General features: G+C 67.2%; 13 protein-coding genes. 11 read left to right on the top strand and 2 right to left on the bottom strand.

Annotated elements, in window-relative coordinates; genetic code table 11:
- Positions 1–32 precede the first annotated feature (32 nt).
- Genes rfbF through C1746_RS21390 form a run of 7 tightly spaced genes read left to right on the top strand, consistent with a single transcriptional unit; the run spans position 33 to position 7,526 of the window.
- The gene (gene rfbF, locus C1746_RS21420; protein ID WP_116716831.1) at positions 33–800 is read left to right on the top strand and encodes a glucose-1-phosphate cytidylyltransferase; all 768 of its coding nucleotides are present in this window, start codon (positions 33–35) and stop codon (positions 798–800) included.
- A 2-nt stretch (positions 801–802) separates the two neighbouring features.
- Positions 803–1,852 (top strand): NAD-dependent epimerase/dehydratase family protein, encoded by a 1,050-nt coding sequence (locus C1746_RS21415; protein ID WP_116716890.1) that lies wholly within the window; start codon positions 803–805, stop codon positions 1,850–1,852.
- Positions 1,849–3,156 carry a class I SAM-dependent methyltransferase gene (locus C1746_RS21410; RefSeq protein ID WP_116716830.1) on the top strand — a complete coding sequence of 436 codons (1,308 nt, stop codon included), beginning with the start codon at positions 1,849–1,851 and terminating at the stop codon, positions 3,154–3,156. Before C1746_RS21415 ends, C1746_RS21410 begins: the two co-directional genes overlap by 4 nt.
- Positions 3,153–4,337: a class I SAM-dependent methyltransferase gene (locus C1746_RS21405; protein ID WP_116716829.1), complete on the top strand. Its 1,185-nt coding sequence runs from the start codon at positions 3,153–3,155 to the stop codon at positions 4,335–4,337. The genes C1746_RS21410 and C1746_RS21405 overlap by 4 nt, the downstream gene beginning before the upstream one ends.
- Complete coding sequence (locus C1746_RS21400; RefSeq protein WP_116716828.1) at positions 4,337–5,557, top strand: class I SAM-dependent methyltransferase; 1,221 nt, start codon at positions 4,337–4,339, stop codon at positions 5,555–5,557. The genes C1746_RS21405 and C1746_RS21400 overlap by 1 nt, the downstream gene beginning before the upstream one ends.
- Positions 5,558–5,568: 11 nt before the next feature.
- On the top strand, positions 5,569–6,609 hold the full coding sequence (locus tag C1746_RS21395) for a glycosyltransferase family 2 protein (RefSeq protein ID WP_116716827.1): 1,041 nt from the start codon (positions 5,569–5,571) through the stop codon (positions 6,607–6,609).
- Between the two features lie 2 nt (positions 6,610–6,611).
- Positions 6,612–7,526 carry a glycosyltransferase family 2 protein gene (locus C1746_RS21390; RefSeq protein WP_116716826.1) on the top strand — a complete coding sequence of 305 codons (915 nt, stop codon included), beginning with the start codon at positions 6,612–6,614 and terminating at the stop codon, positions 7,524–7,526.
- 63 nt (positions 7,527–7,589) lie between these two features.
- Here the strand turns inward: C1746_RS21390 and C1746_RS21385 are convergent, their stop codons facing one another.
- The gene (locus C1746_RS21385; RefSeq protein WP_162868075.1) at positions 7,590–12,266 is read right to left on the bottom strand and encodes a DUF1349 domain-containing protein; all 4,677 of its coding nucleotides are present in this window, start codon (positions 12,264–12,266) and stop codon (positions 7,590–7,592) included.
- A gap of 237 nt (positions 12,267–12,503) precedes the next feature.
- On the opposite strand from C1746_RS21385, the gene C1746_RS21380 reads away from it, so the two are divergent.
- The 4 genes from C1746_RS21380 to C1746_RS21365 are packed head-to-tail and all read left to right on the top strand — an operon-like array spanning position 12,504 to position 17,912.
- Positions 12,504–13,367: a glycosyltransferase gene (locus C1746_RS21380; RefSeq protein WP_162868074.1), complete on the top strand. Its 864-nt coding sequence runs from the start codon at positions 12,504–12,506 to the stop codon at positions 13,365–13,367.
- Between the two features lie 31 nt (positions 13,368–13,398).
- Positions 13,399–14,955: a lipopolysaccharide biosynthesis protein gene (locus C1746_RS21375; RefSeq protein WP_116716823.1), complete on the top strand. Its 1,557-nt coding sequence runs from the start codon at positions 13,399–13,401 to the stop codon at positions 14,953–14,955.
- A 43-nt stretch (positions 14,956–14,998) separates the two neighbouring features.
- Positions 14,999–16,279: a Coenzyme F420 hydrogenase/dehydrogenase, beta subunit C-terminal domain gene (locus C1746_RS21370; RefSeq protein WP_205712045.1), complete on the top strand. Its 1,281-nt coding sequence runs from the start codon at positions 14,999–15,001 to the stop codon at positions 16,277–16,279.
- A gap of 28 nt (positions 16,280–16,307) precedes the next feature.
- A complete protein-coding gene (locus C1746_RS21365; protein ID WP_162868073.1) occupies positions 16,308–17,912 on the top strand; it encodes a right-handed parallel beta-helix repeat-containing protein in 1,605 nt (534 codons plus the stop codon).
- 4 nt (positions 17,913–17,916) lie between these two features.
- On the opposite strand, the gene C1746_RS21360 is transcribed toward C1746_RS21365, so the two are convergent.
- Positions 17,917–19,629 carry a hypothetical protein gene (locus C1746_RS21360; protein WP_162868072.1) on the bottom strand — a complete coding sequence of 571 codons (1,713 nt, stop codon included), beginning with the start codon at positions 19,627–19,629 and terminating at the stop codon, positions 17,917–17,919.
- Positions 19,630–19,731 lie beyond the last annotated feature (102 nt).

The raw sequence follows: 19,731 nt of genomic DNA, 5'->3' as shown, positions 1-19,731 counted from the left end.
TCGTGCGAGTCATCTAGAGGGAGAGCACATCCATGAGAGTAGGCATTCTGGCCGGAGGTCTCGGGACCCGGCTGGCTGAGGAGACCGAGGTCAAGCCGAAGCCGATGGTTGAGATCGGGGGCCGGCCGATCATGTGGCACATCATGAAGTACTACGCCTCCTTCGATCACACCGAGTTCGCCGTGGCACTGGGGTACAAGGGCGACGTGATCAAGCGGTGGCTGCTCGAGTACGCCTCGCTGGCCTCCAACCTGACCGTCAACCTGGGTGCCGGCAAGGTGACCCGACACGAGGGAGAGATCGAGGACTGGGAGGTCACCTTGGTCGACACCGGCCTCCCGACGGCAACCGGCGGCCGGATCAAGCAGCTGGTGCCGTACCTGGCACAGGACGGCACGTTCATGCTCACCTGGGGTGATGGTGTCAGCGATGTGGACCTGGACGACCTGCTGGCCTTCCACCGGTCCCACGGGAAGCTCGTGACCATGACGGCCGTCCGACCACCGGCCCGCTTCGGACACATGACCTTCGACGGTGACGCGGTCAGCGAGTTCTCCGAGAAGCCCCAGACCGGTGAGGGGTGGATCAACGGCGCCTTCTTCGTGATGGAGCCCGAGGTGGCCAACTACATCGACGGGGACGACACGCAGTTCGAGCTCGAGCCCATGATCAAGCTGGCCAAGGACGGCGAGCTGATGGCCTACCGCCACTACGGGTTCTGGCAGTGCATGGACACGATCCGGGACAAGAAGCGCCTCGAACAGCTGTGGGTCGACGGGCCCGTCTGGAAGGTGTGGTGACGATGCGCGTTCTGGTCACCGGCCACGCCGGCTACATCGGCACCGTCCTGGTTCCGATGCTGCAGCGGGCAGGCCACGAGGTCACCGGGCTCGACTCGTTCCTGTACGAGGACTGCGGCATCGGGCCGGCCCCGTCGGAGCCGCCCGCGATCCGCAAGGACACGCGGGACGTCACGGTGGAGGATCTGCGCGGCTTCGACGCCGTCGTCGACCTGGCCGCCATCTCCAACGACCCCTTGGGCGACCTCAACCCCGACACCACCTATGCCATCAATCACCGTGCCCCGGCGCGGTTGGCAGCTCTGGCGAAGGAGGCAGGCGTCTCGAAGTTCGTCTACTCCTCCTCCTGCAGCCTCTACGGCGCCCACGGCGACAGCTACATCGACGAGTCCGCCGACTTCCTTCCCGTGACGCCGTACGGTGAGTCCAAGGTCCTCTCCGAGCGTGACATCTCCGCCCTCGCGGATGACAACTTCAGCCCGACGTTCATGCGCAACGCAACGGCCTACGGCGTCTCGCCGCGGCTGCGTGGGGACCTGGTGGTCAACAACCTGACCGGGTACGCCGTCGCCATCGGCGAGGTGTTGCTGAAGAGCGACGGCACCCCGTGGCGCCCGCTGGTCCACATCGAGGACATCTCCCGGGTGGCGCTCGCCATCCTGGAGGCGCCCACCCAACTGGTGCACAACGAAGCGTTCAACGTCGGCGCAACCGCGGAGAACTACCGGATCCGTGACGTCGCCGAGATCGTCCACGGCGTCGTGCCCGACTCGATCATCGGCTTCGGTCCGAACGCCGGGCCCGACAAGCGGAACTACCGCGTGGACTGCGACAAGTTGGCGTCCCTGCTGCCGCACGCCGTCCCCCAGTGGACGGTCGAGACCGGTGCTGAGCAGCTGCGTGACCTCTTCCAGGCGGTCGGGCTGACCCGCGAACAGCTCGAGGGCGGCGGCCTGCAACGGCTCAAGCACGTCCGAGCCGAGATGGGCGCAGGACGACTGGATGACTCCTTGCGCTGGGTGCTGAGCCGCGCGAGCAGGGTGGCGTCATGACCGCCGCCATCACGGCCTGCCGGGCCTGCGGTGGCGAGACCCTGCGGCCGTTCCTGTCACTGGGCAAGACGCCACTGGCCGATGCCCTGGTCCGCCCCGACGACATCGACGCAGCGGAGCAGCGCTTTCCCCTCGAGGTGGCCTTCTGCGAGGAGTGCACCCTGGTCCAGATCCTGCACGACGTCCCACCGCAGACGTTGTTCGTGGACAACTACCTGTACTTCTCCTCCTTCAGCGATCATCTGCTGGAGCACAGCCGGGCGCACGCGACCAACCTGATCACCAGTCGCGGACTGGGTGAGGACTCCCTGGTCGTCGAACTGGCCAGCAACGACGGCTACCTGCTGAAGAACTTCGCCGAGCAGGGGATCCCCGTGCTCGGCATCGACCCGGCGCCCGATCAGGCTGCGGTGGCCATCGAGAACGGCATCCCGACCCTGGTGGAGTTCTTCGGCGTCGAGGTCGCACAGCGGCTGCGCGCCGAGGGCAAGCAGGCCGACGTCATCATCGCCAACAACGTGATGGCGCACGTGCCCGACCTCGACAGCTTCGTCGGCGGCATGGCCGAGCTCATCGCGGACGACGGGCTGATCACGGTCGAGAACCCCTGGGTGCACGATCTGGTCCAACACGCCGAGTTCGACACGATCTACCACGAGCACTTCAGCTACTACTCCTGCACGTCGGTCCACAACCTGATGCGACGGCACGGCCTCTTCCTCAACGACGTCGAGTACTTCCCCGACCTCCACGGCGGAACGCTGCGGTGGCACTGCGGCCCGGTCGAGGATGTCAGCGACCGGGTGCGGGAGTTCACGGCGCTCGAGGAGGCCGAGGGGGTCACCGGGTTTGCCTACTACGCCGACTTCGGCGAGCGGGTGCAGGCCAACATCGACGCACTCCGGGCACTGCTGATCGAGCGACGGGCCGCGGGGCGGACCATCGCTGCCTATGGGGCCGCTGCGAAGGGGAGCACCCTGCTCAACGCCTCCGGCATCGGGACCGACCTGCTCGACTTCGTCGTCGACCGCAACGTCCACAAGCACGGGCTGATGATGCCCGGGGTTCACGTCCCGGTCCGTCCCACCGAGGCGCTGCTCGAGGAGCAGCCTGACGACGTCCTGATCCTGGCGTGGAACTTCGCCGACGAGATCGTGGCTCAGCAGGCCGAGTACGTCCGACGCGGCGGGACGTTCCTCGTGCCGGTGCCGACTCCGGCGGAGCTCCAGCAGGCGGTCCAGAGCCCTGGCGGCTCGAACGTCGGTGGCGCGGCTGAGGACACCCAGACGGAGGCTCTGTCGTGACCGGGTCACCCGTGATCAACCACTGCCCGGCGTGTCTTGGATCGTCTCTGACCGACTTCCACGCGGTGGAGTCGGTCCCGACCAACTCATGCCTGCTCCTCGACGACATGGCCGACGTGGAGGCGCTGCCCACCGGTCGCCTGCAGCTCGCCATGTGTGAGACCTGCGGCTTCATCACCAACCGGGCCTTCGACCCGACGCTGACGGAGTACTCCGAGCGGTACGAGGAGACCCAGGCGTTCTCGGAGTGCTTCGTGGGGTGGGCCGAGGAGTTGGCTGCTCGGTGGGTCGCTGACCACGACCTGGCCGGCAAGACGGCCATCGAGATCGGCTGTGGCAAGGGCGAGTTCCTCGAGTTCATGGTCCGAGCCGGCCTGGAGGGAGGTACCGGGATCGATCCTGGCGTCCGCCCCGAGCGGCGGGACACCGACCGGATCCGTTGGCAGCGCGCGTTCTTCGACGACACCTATGGGCAGATCACCGAGGACGCGGTCGTGTGCCGGCATACGCTGGAGCACATCCACGACGTCCGTGCGTTCATGCAGGACGTACGTACTGCCATCGGCGATCGTGACATCCCCGTGCTCTGGGAGGTCCCCGACGTGCTGCGCGTGCTCGAGGAGGGGGCCTTCTGGGACCTCTACTACGAGCACTGCGCCTACTTCACCGCCGGCTCGCTGGTGCGGCTGTTCCGTGAGACCGGCTTCGAGGTCACCGACGTGAGCCTGGCGTACGACGACCAGTACATCCTGCTTGAGGCGCGCCCGTCGGGCTCGGATGTCGCCGCGCCCGCGGCGCTCCCACTGGAGGACGACGTCGATGTGCTGCGCAAGGCCGTCCGGGGGTTCACCGAGGCATTCGAGACCCGAATGGAGGAGACCCGAGCGCTGGTGGATGAGGTTGCAGCCACGGGTGGTCGGACGGTCATCTGGGGCTCCGGGTCCAAGGGGGTGTCCTACCTGGGCGCCCTGGGCGAGGACACACCGATCCGCTACGCCGTCGACATCAACCCCCACAAGCACGGCAAGTTCATCGCCGGCGGCGGGCAGGAGATCGTCGCTCCCGACTTCCTCCGCGAGTACGACCCCGCGCTGGTGATCGCGATGAACCCGGTCTACACCGCGGAGATCCAGGCCGAGCTGGACGCGATGGGGTCCTCGGCGCGGCTGGTCGCGGTCTGATGGCCCAGCTGCTGACACGGCCTGCGCCGTGGGCTCCCGCGGCGTCGAACGCGAGCTGCCCGGCCTGTGGTGGAACCGAGCGGGAGAGCTTCCTGCAGTTGGACGCCGTCCCGGTCTTCAACAACGTGCTCTACACCGATCACTCCGCCGCGCGGGCTGCTCCCACCGCCCAGATCGACCTCGTGGTGTGTCACCACTGCGGGCTCATCGCCAATGCCCAGTTCGACGAGCGGCTGGTGGAGTACAGCCCCGCCTACGAGAACTCCCTGCACGGCTCCGGAGTGTTCGGTGTCTGGGCGGAGGGGCTGGCGGCCCGGCTGGCCGGCGACCACGACCTGGCCGGCGGCCGGGTCCTCGAGGTCGGGGCTGGCAGCGGCGAGTTCCTGGCGCTGCTGTGCGAGGCGGCGGGCTGCGACGGGGTCGGCTTCGACCCGAGCCACGATCCCGACGAACAGCGGGCTGGTGGTGAGCGGGTCGAGACAGGCCTGGGGTGGGGTGAGGAGACGGCGGATCTGGTCGTCTGCCGGCATGTCCTGGAGCACGTCGCCGACCCGGTTGCGCTCCTGCGCAGCATCGCCGACCGGACCCGGCCGCGTCAGCCCGGCTCGCGAGTCCCGATCTACCTCGAGGTCCCGGACGCCGCGTACATGGTGACGAGGGACGCCTTCTGGGACGTCATCTACGAACACCCGCTGTACTTCGATCAGAGCGCGCTGCGGTCCACCTTCGACGAGGCCGGCTTCGAGGTGACGCGCACCGGCCGGACCTTCGGTGACCAGTTCGCCTGGATCGAGGGGTTCACGACGGGCGGTGTCACGGACCTGGACGGGGCGCCGGGCATCCGATCGAGCGAGGAGCTGGAAGCCCTCGTCACCGCCTGCCGGGGCTTCGGTCGTCGCTTCAACGCTGCGATCGAGCGGCAGGCCGAGCTGTTGGATCAGCATCGGGATGCGGGCCCGATCGTGATCTGGGGAGCCGGCTCGAAGGGTGTCACCTACTGCAACCTCGTCCCCCACGCCATGCAGGCGCAGGTCGTCGACGTCAGCGAGAAGAAGGCCGGCAAGCGCCTGCCGGTGACCGGTCAGAGCGTGTTGCCGCCGCAGGCGCTCATCGGCCTCGACGCCTCGCTGGTCGTGATCATGAACGGCAACTACGAGGGCGAGATCCGCGGGTCGCTCGAGCGGCTCGGTGTGGACGCAGAGATCGTGGTGGCCCGTTGACCCCTCCTCGGGTGAGCGTTCGGTCCAAGGCCCGGCAGCTGATGCCACGGACCGTCCGGCAACGGATCAGCACCACACGGGTCCGGCAGGCGTTCGAGCTTCTCCATGGGGCGCCGGACGTGGAACTCGAAGCAGGGCAGGCGGCGGTCACGTGTCTGGTCAAGAACGGTGACTACTACGCGCAGGCGTTCATCGAGCACTATCTCAGTGCTGGATTCCGACACATATTCCTGCTCGACAACGGCTCGGATGATGCAACGGTCGACATCGCACGCGGCTTCGAGGACGTCTCCGTCTACCGCTGCCTCCTGCCAGTCGGGAGCTATCAGGGCGCTCTCAAGCGTGCGATCGCGCAGCGGGCAGTGCACGGCGGGTGGTGCCTCGATGTTGATATCGACGAGTTCTTCGAGTATCCGCACAGCAATCGCTTGAAGCTGGACGAGTTCCTCCGCTATCTGGACGAGCGCGACTTCACGGCAGTACTCACCCAGATGGTCGACATGTTCTCCGACGAGCGGATCGCGAGCCTTGCGGCGTCCTCGTCGAACGATGACTTCCAGACCAGGTATCGCTACTACGATCTGTCCGCTGCCCGATCCGAGCCGTATCGCGCGAGCACCCTCGCTGAGCGCTTTGCCGCCAGGAATCAGTTGGGCAACCCGGAATCAGAACTCTTCTTCGGTGGGATCCGTGGTGAACTCTTCGGTCTCGACTGCCTGTTGACCAAGCACTCGCTGTTCCGAACGGACCGGGACCTGGAGCTCTTCAGTCAGGTGCACTTCGTCAACAGGGCATCCGTCGCTGACGTCTCAGCAGCCATCCTCCACTACAAACTCGTCAGCAACTGCTACGAGACATCGGTGCTCAATCACGAGGCATTCCCCGCAACCCGACAGGGATACGAGGACCTCATGAAGCTGATCGAGTCCAAGCCGGATCACCGGATACGGACGGACACGGCCCGCGAGTTCGACGCCGCGGAGGACCTGCTGGATCAGGGGTTCCTGTTCGCATCCCCCGACTACCTCCAGTGTGCAGGGCTTGTGGACTGATCATGCCGCCCGTCCTCAGCATCGGCCTGCCCGTGTACAACGGCGAGAACTACCTCGAGAGCTCCGCCATGTCGTTGCTGGAGCAGACCTTCACCGATTTCGAATTGATCATCGTCGACAACGCGTCTACGGATCGCACGGAAGAGATCTGCCGGTCGCTGGCCAGGCGCGATGACCGCGTGTCCTATCACCGAAACGAACGCAACATCGGCGCTTCCAGGAACTACAACCGAGCTTTCGAACTGGCCCGGGGCGAATTCTTCAAGTGGGCGGCTCACGACGACGAGTGTCACCCGAGGATGCTGGAGGCTTGCCTGCAGGCGTTCCAGGAATCAGACGACGATGTCGTGATGGTCTATCCACTCGGCGAACTGATCGATGATCGGGGTCTGAGCGTCCGGTCCCCGCTGGACCGGATCGCCTCTGACGATCCGCGGCCGGCCAAGCGGATCCAGAAGCTCTTGCGGTCGCTCAGCATGTGTGATCCGGTATTCGGTGTCTATCGAACGGACGCTCTTCGCCAGTCCGGACTCATCGGAAGCTTCTGCGGCGCTGATTACGTGCTGATGGCCGAGATGGCCATGATGGGCAAGATCCGGGAGGTGGAGGAACCGCTCTTCCGACTCCGGAAGCACGCGCAGCGCTCGAACACGGCCAACACGTCGACCCGCGACCGCACCGCTTGGTACAACCCGGATGCGGTTCGCGCGGCACTGGTGCTTCCCATCTGGGAACAGATGGTGTGGGGACTGCTGAAGGCGATAACTCGGAGCGAGCTGGCGGTGGCCCAGAAGGGTCAGGTCACAGCTGCGGCGCTTGCCGCGCACTACAGCAGGAGACTCCGCGTGTTCGGCGGTCGGAAGAAGCGGGAGTTGCGAGCGCTGATCACCCACCGCGCTCAGTTGCGCACAAACTGACCCAGTCTACCGACGACCCGGCCCGCCGCGAGGTGGGCCGGGTCGTTTCGTGGCGCCGCAGGATCAGGGAGTGGTGACCTGGACGTCGCCGAAGGACACATCGACGTGGTGGGCGATGAGTACGACGCCGCCCGACTGCAGCCCGGTCGCTGTGTTGATCTCCATCTGCCAGTCAGGCTCGGCCGTGCCGGCAGGCCACATCTTGTACCGATACCGCGTGCCGGAGGTGAGCGTCTCGGCGGAGGCGCGCATGACGTACTCGGTCCCGAGGACCAGTGGCACGTTCCCCTGCCGGTCGAGTGGAGTGAAGTCGGTTCCGCTCAACTCCAGACGTCCGCCGTTCTGCCAGCGGTACCAGCCGTAGGCGCCGATCGGGTAGTAGCCGTAGCTCGGCTGCTGGCTATTGATCGCCGTATGTCCCTGCCAGCGCAAGCCAAGACCGACGAGCGGAGCCCCGCTCTGCGGCGTTCCGCTGTCCGGACCCATCGCATGGACGGTGAAGGGAACCGTGACATCGACGTCGGTCCACGAGTCATCTCCGACCGCGATGATCCGGTCATAGCCCACCTCGACGGTCCGGAGGACGTCGCCGACGGACCACAGGCCATCAACCGGCTGGTGAAGATCTGCGGCCGAAGGCTCGGACCAGTCGATCACCTGCGGCACGCCTGGGCCGCTTCCGTTCGACCGGGTCACGACGACCGTGTGCGTCGAGGTGTTGCCGAGGCCGTCGGTGGCCGTGAGGGCGACATCATTGGCTCCGACGTCCAATTGGTCCAGTGGGATGTCGGCGTTGAAGTCGCCGGCGAACTGCAGTCTCCGGAGGTTCGGTCCCACGCTCAGCTGACGCGAGGCGCCGCCGTTGACCTGATAGGAGAGCGCAGAGACGCCATCGGGGTCGTCGACGTTGCCGAGAAGATTGAATATCGGCTGCGGGGTGCCCTGGGCACCGATCTGTTGTGTGTCGCCGTACCAGACGTCGATGGTGGGGCCGCCGGTGCCGGCAGGGACCGCAACCGTCTGGTCGGCCGACGTGGTCGAGTTGCCCGCGGCGTCCGACGACGCCGCCTGCAGGTGATACGTCGTCCCCGGCGACAGCCCGTCTATTCGGACGTCGTGCGTGGTCACCAAGGCGGAGCTCGACACTGTCCCCAGTTCGTAGGCAGTCGTCTCGCCGTAGGAGACGGCGGAGGTGGCGGGTTCGTCGGTGGTCCAGGTGACCACGGCCTCGCTGCCCTGAACGATGGCGGTCAGGTCTGAGATCGAGGGAGGTTCGGTGTCCGACGGATCCGGGTTCTGGGGGACCGCGGCCCCCGCCGTTGAGCTGACCACCGCCACGGCCGTTGAGATGCGTGTGGCCGGGTCGGCGTCGGCCAGTCCGACGGAGAAGGACCGGGGCGCGCCCTCCAGGCCTGTGGACAGCCCATCCCGCCCGAGGCCGAGCACCGTCATCTGGCCGTTCATGTCCCGATAGGAGTCAATGGCGGCGTCGCCCTCGTGCGAGACGACGAAGAGCGAGCGATCTGTGGGCCCGTCGGTGACGACGACCCACTCCTGGTCCGGCAAGTCCTCCGTCCAGGCGGTTCCCGCGTCAGTGGTGACGCCGCCCGCCCTGGTCACGGTGTCCTCCGTCAGGTCCAACTCGCCGCCGGGGGTCCCCTCGTAGAGGAACCAGTAGTCATCCGGTGCCGACAGCACCGTCATGGTCGCGTGTGTTGGTGTCAGGTCCCACCGGGCCTGCCAGCCATCGGCGGTCGTGGACAGCAAGGTCGTGCGGATGGGGCCGGACGCCTCGATGGTGGTCGTGGCGCTCGTGGCGCCCGGGTGGAAGTGCTGCTCCGGGAAGACCAGGTTCGGGATGCCGCGGTACGCCCCGGCCGCTCCAGGAGCGGTGCTGTAGTTGATCCAGTCGCTCTGGTCGGCGTCGACGAGGCTTGAGAAAGCACCGGCATCCAGCTGGTAGGACCACGCTCCGTTGGGGGTCGAGATCTCGGCACTTGACTGACCCTCATCCGTCGCGGTCGACGTCGTCACCATCACGGGTATGTCGGCAGCCGGGATCTGGGAGGGTCCACTGCTGACGTAGAGGTGGTAGTCGCGGGTCGTGTCCTGCGGGGTCGCGCCGGTCACGCGCAGCACCAACTCTCCGGCCGTGGGCTGGGTCAATGCATCGAACTGGAAGGCCACGTCGTCGTCGATGACGAGGTCGTTCGAGTCGACCTCGACCACGCGGAGCGACGACAGGTCGACATCGATGGGGTCGGCACCTGCGGCCTGGAGTGCGGCATCCAGGTCGACCGCGACCTCGGTGACGAGATCGTCGACGCCCGGCGACTGCACGGTCACCGAGAGCGGGATCCGATAGTCGTGTTCGGTGCTCCACCAAGAACCGTCAGACGTCGGGGTCCACGGTTCCGTGGGCGTGGGCGTCGGGGTCGGTGTCGGGGTGGATGTTGGTGTCGGTGTCGGTGTCGGTGTGGGTGTGGGCGTCGGTGTCGGTGTTGCACCCGGATCGATGGGGTCCTCGGGGTCGAAGGGGCGAAGCGTGTCGGTCACGTAGTCGACGACTGCCGTGAACTCCGGCGCCGGGTCGTGGTTCGAGGCGAACGGGCCGATCCACGAGACGTCCAAGTCGGCTGCAAACGTCCCCGCAATCGAGAAGTCGACGCCGTCGTGGCTGTAGGAGAGCGTGTAATCATCCCCTGCCCGGGCGACCCGCAGCCAGATGGGGCCGTCGAGGTCGATCGCGGCCGAGATCTTCACCCTGCTCTGCCCATCGGTGGTGGCAGCAGCGAAGATCCGTTCGGCCGACCCGCTGGAGTACACGTCGAAGCGCAACCAGTTGTCCGCATCCTGCTCCACCAGCAAGCCCTGGGCCTGATAGCGCTCAGTTGGAATGGAGTCGAACTTGACCTCCACGTCGAAGTCGGTGTCGGCAACTGGTTGGACGAGCCGCAGTGACCGGTTGACCTGCCAGGGGTCATGGGACACACCCGCCGGGACGGTCAGATCGAGGCTTGCATCGGCCGTGCCCTGCCCGGCTTCGGCTGCTATGCCATCGCCGACGTGATCCACGACGGTCCACACCGGATCAACGCCATCGGAGAAGTCGTCGCGGACCAGGAACGACGCGGGTGTCGGAGTCGGCGTGGGTGTCGGTGTCGGCGTGGGGGTGGGTGTCGACGTGGGGGTGGGTGTCGGCGTGGGGGTGGGTGTCGGCGTGGGGGTGGGTGTCGGAGTGGGGGTGGGCGTGGGTGTCGGAGTTGGGGTTGGCGTGGGTGTCGGAGTTGGGGTTGGCGTGGGTGTCGGAGTTGGGGTTGGCGTGGGTGTCGGGGTGGGTGTCGGAGTGGGTGTGGGCGTCGGGGTCGGGGTGGGGTCGACGGCTATGGGGTCTTCTGGATCGATCGGATCGGCACTCAGCGCGACGTAGTCCACCGAGGATGTGAAGGCGGGCGACGGTGTGTGATTGCCGACCACCGGCCCCATCGCCGTGATCGACAGGTCGCTGGCGAAGCTGCCGGCCTCGAAGAACTCGACCCCATCGTCGCTGTAGGACAGCGTGAAGACGTTCCCGAGTCGCGACACGCGGAGCCACATGGGGCCGTCGAGGGCGACCCTCCGCCGAATGCGCTGATCGGAGTCCCCGGCGATTGTCTCTGCAGCGAACGCCCAGAGCTTCGAACCGCTCGAGTACACATCGAAGCGCAGCCAGTTCTGCTCGTCCTGCTCGAAGAGCAGCCCCTGGATCTGGTACCTGGAAGACGGCACCGACTCGAACTTCACCTCGATGTCGACGTCCACGTCGTCCACTGGCTGGGTCACCCGAAGCCCAAGGTTGGTGTCCCACGGATCGTGCGACACACCCGCCGGCACCGACAGATCAAGCGTGGCATCGGCGCTGCCCTGACCGTTCGTGGCGACGTTGCCGTCACCGAGTGGGTCGACCACCGTCCAGACCGGATCCAGGCCGTCGGAGAAGTCGTCCGGCACGATGACGCCTGCAGCGGGTACCGGCGTATCCTCGGGATCGATCGGGTTCGCCGTGTCGAACACGTAGTCCACCAACGCCGTGTAGGCCGGCGACGGCCCGTGGTTGGCCACGTACGGTCCTGCCTCGGCGAGGGTCAGCGCAGCGGTGAAGGTGCCGATCTCCTGGAACGCATTGCCGTCGCCCGCCCACCACAGCGCCCAGACGTCGCCGTCGCGTTCGACGCGCAAGGCGACCGTCTGCTCGGCGGCGATGGCTGAGGTCATCTCGACCGAGCTCTGTCCAGCGATCGTCGCGACAGCGAGAAGGTTCAGGGTCGACCCGTCGGAGTAGACCTCGATCCGGAGCCAGTTGTCCGCGTCCTGTTCGAGCATCAAACCCTGCATCTGGAACTGCTCGGAGGGGATCGAGTCGAAGCCCACGTCCACCGTGAGGTCCGTGTCGGCGACGTCCTGGAGCAGCCGCACGGCCCGGTTGACGTCCCATGGATCGTGTGACACACCGGCCGGAACCGACAGTGCCGCCTGCGCTGAACTGGTCCCGGTGCCGACCGCTTGGACCGATCCGTCTCCGATCAGGTCCGCTGTCCGCCACCGGTTGCTGTCGATGCCATCGTGGAAGTCATCGGAGGTGAACGTCGTCGTCTGCGCCATCGCCGCGGGCAGTGTGGCGAGCACGAGCGCGAGGCCCATGAGCAGGACGAGGATTCGATGCGCAGGCGCAAGTCGCCGACTGCGGGTGGAGAGGTGCACGGAGAGGATTCCTTGGTCGCCGTGAGTTGCATTGACAGACGTTGCCACGCTCCATGGAGGCATGGTGCCGTCAACGCTTCGTCAACTTGCGGCCCACCGGTGACGCGTTGCGCTTTTGCGACGCGTTGACACCACACGCGGACCGTGTGGGTCCACCCGAGCACCCCACGTCAGCAGAAGCGAGAACAGGTGTCAAGCGTCCAGTCGGATTCCGCGAGTGGCGGCCATCGTGATCCCGTGGCCGTCATCGTGCCCGCTCACAACGAGGAGCGCGGCATCGAGGACACGCTGCGATCGATCGTGTCGCAGCTGCACGTCACGGACCAGATCGTGGTGGTCTGCAATGGCTGCACGGACGACACGGCCCACGTCGCCCGGACCACGTTCGGCGATCGCGTCATGGTCGCCGAGCTCGAGGAGCCCTCGAAGATCGCGGCGCTCAACCACGGCGACGGGATGGTCACCGCCTTTCCCCGGCTCTACATCGACTCCGACGTCGTGCTGTCACCGGGATCGATCGACGCGATCGCACACGCACTGGCGAGCGGAGACGTCGACGTGGCCTCACCCCGGTTGCTGATCGACACCCGTGGAGCCACGCGATCCGTCCGGCTGTACATGAGGATCTGGTCCCAGCTTCCATCCGTCCGCGATGACACAGTCGGCAGGGGGGTCTATGCGCTGTCACGAACTGCGCGAGCGTCGTTCACGCGGTTCCCTGACATCACGGGCGACGATCACTTCGTCCGTGATCTGGTCCCGAGCCATCGCCGGGTCGTCGTCGACGGAGCGCAATCAACGGTGGCTGCATCGGGCAATCTCCGGGGACTGCTCCGCCGCAAGCCACGGACGGTCGCGGGCAACCGGGAGTTGGACCAGGCAGGTCCCGAGGGTCGGGATCGCTCGACGCGTCGAGGCCGTCAGTGGCTGACGGTCGTGCGCAACGACCTCTCGCTGTTGCCGGCCGTGCCGGTGTACGTCCTGGTGAATGCCCATGCCCGATTGGTGACACGGCTGCGGCAACTCACGGGCCGCAGCGCCGGATGGGACCGAGACGACTCGTCGCGGTCCACGCCGAGCCTCGCCGGTCGGCCACGATGACTGATCCATCCGCGACCGCGGAGAAGGGGCTGTGACGGCAGACGAGCGCGACGCGGCTCGGGGTCGCGTCACCGCCACACGGCGTGGCTTCATCCTCATGACCGTGTGGACGTACGTCATGGACGGTGGGCAGCAGCTTCTCACCGTGGTGGTCATGTTCGTGCTGGCCGCGCTGCTCGGGCCCGAGGCATTCGGGGTCGCGGCCATGGCCAGCGTGTACGTGACGTTCATCGACCTGCTCCAACGCCAGGGGATGGTGTCCGCGCTCATCCAGCGTGATGACCTGACGGACGCCCATCGGGACTCCGGATTCTGGCTGGTCATGGGCACGAGCCTCGTGGTCACCGGCATCGGCGTCGCCGGAGCCGGGTGGTGGGCCGATGCGAACAGCACGCCGCAACTGCGCGGGGTCATCATCGCCCTGTCGCCGCTGGTGGTGATCAAGGGCCTCTCCGTCGTGCAGGAAGCCCTGCTGCGCCGGCAGATGGCGTTCAAGACGCTGGCCCACCGCACGCTCGGCGCCCAGATCGCCGGGGCGGCGGTCGGCCTCGTCGGTGCCCTCAACGGCTGGGGGGTCTACGCACTGGTCGCCCAGCAACTCGTCGTGGGGGCGACCTCCATGGTGGTGCTGTGGTCCGTCAGCTCCTGGCGGCCGACACTCCGCTTCTCCCGGGGGGCTGCGAGAGATCTGCTCGGCTTCTCATCGGGGGCCTTCCTGACCAGCATCGCGGTCTTCGTCAACAACCGAGCGGATGCCCTCCTCATCGGTCTCTTCTTCGGGCCGACGGTCGTCGGCATCTATCGGTTGGGAGCCCGACTGGTCGAGACCGTGATCGCTGGTGCCGTTGGGCCGATCCGCTCGCTGGCGCTTCCGGAGCTGTCTCCGCACCAGCGTGATCCCGTTGAGCTCACGCGACGTCTCATCCGACTCATGCGCCTGGCCGGCGTGGCCGGGCTGCCGCTGTTGGGGATCCTCGTCGCCGTTGCCGACCCGCTGACCCAACTGCTCGGTGGAGACTGGGAGAGCGCTGCTCGCGTGGCGCAGGTGCTCTGTGTCGTCGGCGCGATCCGGGTGGTGATCCTCCTCGACGGGCCGCTCCTGCAGGCGGTCGGCAGACCCTTCGTCCAGGCGGGACTCTCGATCGTGGCTGCGCTGGTGAGCGCCGGCAGCTTCGTCGCCGCAGGCCTGACGCTCGGGGCACTGGACCCGTCGCAGCAGGCGGTCGGGATGGCCGCGGCGCGGGCGCTGGTCTACGGCCTCATCATCTGCGCGCTCCACGTCTTCATCCTCCGACGGTTCGGAGGAATCCGACGCCTTGCCGACCAGGTCCGGCCGCTGGTCCGGCCCGCTGTGGTCGGCGTCGCCGCCGGGCTGATCGGCGCCGGTGTCGACAGGGTCGCGCTCGGCCTCCCTGCGCTGGCACAGCTGCCACTGGTGGGTCTCACGGCCGGCGTTGTTGCCGTGGTGTTGGGTGGCCTCCTCCTCCCGGAACTGCGCGAACTCGTGGCGCGAGGCCTCAAGACCACAGGATCTCAGTCGATGATGTCAACGCGGTCAACATCACTGGCCGGAGAGGCGCACCGATGATCATCATCCTCCTCGCTCTGACGTCCTCGGAGGTCGACTAGCCGTGGCCGCTCGGTTGATCGCCAGCATCACCGACGTCGCCGAACGACAGCTGTGCGCCGGCTGTGGTGCGTGCGCCTTCGCCCAACCTGACGTGGTCCAGATGGTTGACGACCTGGACCAGGGCCGCCGGCCACTCGTGAAGATGGTCGATGGCGTCGAGGCGCCGACGGAAGCCGCCCTGGCGGTCTGTCCGGGGATCGGGGTTGCGCACGAGGACGGGCCCACGGATGGCTTGATTCCGGCGCTTCGCAATACCTGGGGCCCGGTCCTCGAGGTCTGGGAGGGGTGGGCAGGTGACCACGATGTGCGCGTTGCCGGCTCCAGCGGCGGAGCGGCCACTGCCCTGGCGATCCACTGTCTCGAGCACGAGGGCATGCACGGGGCGCTGCACATCCGCGGTCGAGCCGACGTGCCGTACCTGAACGAGACCGTGTTGAGCACCACGCCGGAGGAGGTGGCCGCTGCCACCGGGTCGCGCTACGCGCCGGCAAGCCCCTGCGACGGACTCGACAAGGTCGTCAGCGCGCCCGCTCCGTGTGTCTTCATCGGCAAGCCGTGCGACGTGGCAGCCACGGCGAAGGCGCGGCGACGCGATCCCGCGCTCGACCGGAACCTGGGCCTGACGATCGGCATCTTCTGCGCTGGCACCCCGACGACGCGCGGAACGCTCGAGATGCTCGAGGTCATGGGCGTTGATCCCGCGGACCTGACCGGTGTCCGGTATCGCGGGGATGGCTGGCCCGGCCAGGCAATCGCCACCACGTCGAAACCGTCGGAGTCACCTCCGGCGCTCTCCTACGAGGAGTCGTGGGGTGCCATCCTCCAGCGCCACCGGCAGTGGCGCTGCTACGTCTGCGCGGACCACACGGGCGAGATTGCAGACATCGCCGTCGGCGACCCGTGGTACCGCGAGATCGAGGAGGGCGAGCCCGGCCGCAGCCTGATCGTGGTCAGGACCGAACGTGGTCGCAGGATCATGCACGCAGCGGTGGCGTCCGGCGCGATCGTCGCCGAAGTGGTGGATCCGCAACTGCTCCCTGCCTCCCAGCCGGGATTGGAGCGGGTCCGAGGATCGGTTGGCGGCCGCATCACCTCCCTCCGGCTGCTCGGCCTCCCAGCACCACGGTTCGAGGGGATGCCGACGGTGGCCGCCTGGTGGGGGGCGCTGGACGTCCGCGGGAAGCTTCGATCGACCGTCGGCACGATCTCACGGGTGCGCCGCAAGCAGCTTCGGCGGCGGAGACCGGTCGTCCCATACCGCCCGAAGGGACAACATGACTGACGAGCACGACGTGTCAGGATCGAATCCCGTGACACGCGTTCCAGCGTCAGCCACGGCGGCTGACAAGCAGGGGGCGAGTGAGCGCTGGGCGCTCTACGGGATAATGGTCGTCCTGCTCGTCGCGGCCGCGGTCGTGTTCAGTCGGCCCGCACCGGCGCGGCAACCGCTCCCGGAAGCCGATCAGACCACGCACTTCGTCCGTCAGGCACTGGTCACGGCGGACGACAACCTGCTCAGTCAGGAGCAGCACCGGTTCGACGGAGCCGGTACCAGCGGCTGGATACCGCAGGGCAACACCGAGATACGAACCAGCGACGGTCCAGCGGTCGTGGGCGACCGCGTGCTTCGCGTGGACGTCTCAGCGGACGGTCCCTTCCCCGACGCGTCGGGCACCGCACGAGTCGGAACGGCTGCCGGGTCGGGTAGTCCCTCCGCCACCGCAGGGGTCGAGTACAGCGGCTCCGTGCAGACGACACCGCTCGGCACCGCCACAACCGTTCGGTGTGAGTTGCGGTGGTATGCAGCCGATGGCTCCATCCTGGCGACGAACGACTCCGGCCCACTGACCCAGCAGGCGGACACGGGGTGGACCACCCACACCTGCTCGGGGGTGGCGCCCTCGGACACGACCCACGTCGGTCTGCGTGTCTTCATCCAGGGGGCGTCATATGGCGACGTGCACCTGGTCGACAACGCGTCGCTCGTCGCGGCCGACAGCGGTGAGTCGACACCCCCCCAGACCGCCGCGCCGACGGAGCCCCCGCCCGCGACCGAGCCCCCGCCCGGAGGCGACCCGGCCCCTCCGCCGCCGCTGGACGCGACCTGGGAGGAGGCCTACCAGTCAGGCGATCTGGACGTGATCCGGGCGTGGTTCGGCCAGAACACGGGTATCGCCCACGCCGGGCTGACCGAAGCCGACCTCACGCTCACGTCGACGATGACGACCAGCCGTGACGGCCAGGTGATCGACGGCATGCTCGTGCGCGGCAACATCCGCGTGATGCACGACGACGTGACGATCCGCAACACCAAGATCACCGGATCCGGTGACTGGTACGCGATCTACGTCGCGGCCGCAGACCGCGAACTCGTCAACTCACTGACCGTCGAGAACGTGTCGATCGAGGGCTTCGGCTGTGCTGGTGGGTCAGACCCCAAGTGCGAGACGGCGATTCTCACGTGGCCTGGCAACCAGCTGACCGCTGACCGAGTGAACATCCGAGGCCACTCCGGAGGCATCAGGCTCAACGGCGGGGCTCGCATCACCTACACCTCCGTCCAGGACATCCAGACCTACGCCGGAAGCCACAACACGGCGATGTCCACCCGGGGCGGCACCGACTACGCCATCTCGCGGAGCTTCCTCGAAGGGTCGACCTCGAGTGCACTCGCCCTCTACTCCGACGCAACCATCTCCTACGTCGATGTGTCCGAGGTGGTGTTCGATGGCGGTGGCTACAGCTTCAACGGAGGGGACAACAAGGCCGCCGGCGACTCACTCAACAACATCCGCTTCACCGACAACCGCTTCACCAGGAACCACTCGTTCGGCCCGGTCACCAACTGGTGCGACGACTGCCCCGGCAACGTCTGGTCGAACAACAGCTACCTGGACGGCGAGGTCATCGACTAGCCGGTCACGCGGCCGCACCGTGAGGGTGGCCGGCTTGTAGCATCGCCGTCGCCTGGCTGACGTTGACCATGAACGCCACGGTGACCGCGTCCAATGCCCGAGCGCCGGACCTGACCTCGGCCAAAGCCTGCTCGTCGAAGAACCCCGATTCGTCCAGCGACTCGGGCCACTCCTGCCGCCACGCGCTTTGCACCGTCGCCGCCAACTGCGCCGCTCCCGCGGGAGCGTGTCGGCCGCCGCCGAGTCGTTGGCCGATCTTGCGCGCTGCACGACGGGTATCGCGACGCGCCCGTCGAACGCGTCCGGCCAGTGATGGGCTGACCGTCTGTTGTGGTGTCAGCCCCGAGGTCAACGGCGTCTTCGCGAGCTCCAAGTCAACGCGGGACATCATCTCGACGAACGTCCGTGACTCGCGTTTCAGGTGGACTGGCACCTGAGCCGCCCACTCGACGTACGCGGGATGGAAGAAGGGCAGTAGGCGAGGACGATCGCTCGTCCACTTGGAGTAGGCGATCCCGGCCCAGCGCTGCATGCGCCCGAAGAGGTAGATCTGGTCAGTTGCACCCGGCCAGACGTCCGGCAGATCCCTGACGTAGCCCCATGATGCATCGCGGAGCACAGCCTCGCGGTCCTCCAGGACGCTGGCACTCAGCACATCAGCCGCGGCGGCCTGGTTCACAGCGAGACGCCACTGCACGATCCGAAGGGCATCCTGCGCTGTGACACCGCGTCGCTCGGCCTGTCCGGCGTAGTAGCTCCCACGGCCCAGCTCGCCACCCTGTCCGCTGATCTGCGCAGAGGCCTCGGTGCGTGCCGAGACATCATCGAAGATGGCGCCGGTCAACCCGTTCGAGGCAAAGTCGCGATGTCGGGCCGCCGTCGTCACGCGGTGAAGGGTCGCCGCAGGGTCCCAGTCGCCGAAGACGGCGTATGGGACGACGGTGAGCGGCACGTCCCGCCGTTCGGCCAGTTGGACTGCCAGCTGGACGTCAGCCGATGCCTGCGGACCGATGGTCAGTCCCCGCCGATCACGCCATTCGTGACGGGACGAGAAGGCCAGCAACAACCTGCTGTCCATGCCGCCGCTCAGCTCGAAGAGAGGTGATGGGTGGGTGATGGCGTAGCCCGCGAACACCTCGTCCAGCACCTCGACTCCGGCCTGAGCGGCGGTGGCCAGGTCGGGGAAGAAGCCCTCCTCACGAACGGCGACGGGGACAGAATCGGGTTGCTGGTGGAATAGGAGCTTCCCCGAGTTCAGCTCGACGTGCTCCCCCGCAGCGAGCTTCCGGACACCGGAGTACAACGTCTGCTCGCCCAAGAAGCAGCCCAGCAGCGAGTAGACCTTGAGCGCCGACTGGTCGACGCTGGTGGCCGTCGCCAGCGCCAGAAGCGTCGCCGAGGTGGAGGCCAGCACGATGCCGTCAGCCTTGGCGACATAGATGTGCGCAAGGCCGAGCCCGTCGGCCCCAGCCGAGACGGTGTCGCTCGCGCGGTCGTGCAACACGTATCGAAACGGCGGCACGACCGCGCCCAGTCGCCGCCGAGCCACTGCGGGACTACCTCCGAGGACGGAGGCATGGCTGACCACGGTCCCGTCCCCGCCCACCATGGGATCCACCGACGCAGCCAGAGCCTGCCCGTTGCGGTCCGTTCCATGCCGAATCAGTCCAGGACCGAGATCGAGCAGTGCCGAGGTGGCTCCGATCGACCGTTGCACCTCGGTATCGGCTCCCCCCAGTGACCGCAGGAGGTCGCCCAACTGATCGATGACGCGCGTCCACCGGTCGAGGGAGACTCCTGAATGGCGGGATAGCCCCAC

This window comes from Euzebya tangerina (assembly GCF_003074135.1).
Lineage (GTDB): Bacteria > Actinomycetota > Nitriliruptoria > Euzebyales > Euzebyaceae > Euzebya > Euzebya tangerina.
This window is presented reverse-complemented; position numbering and strand designations above follow the sequence as displayed.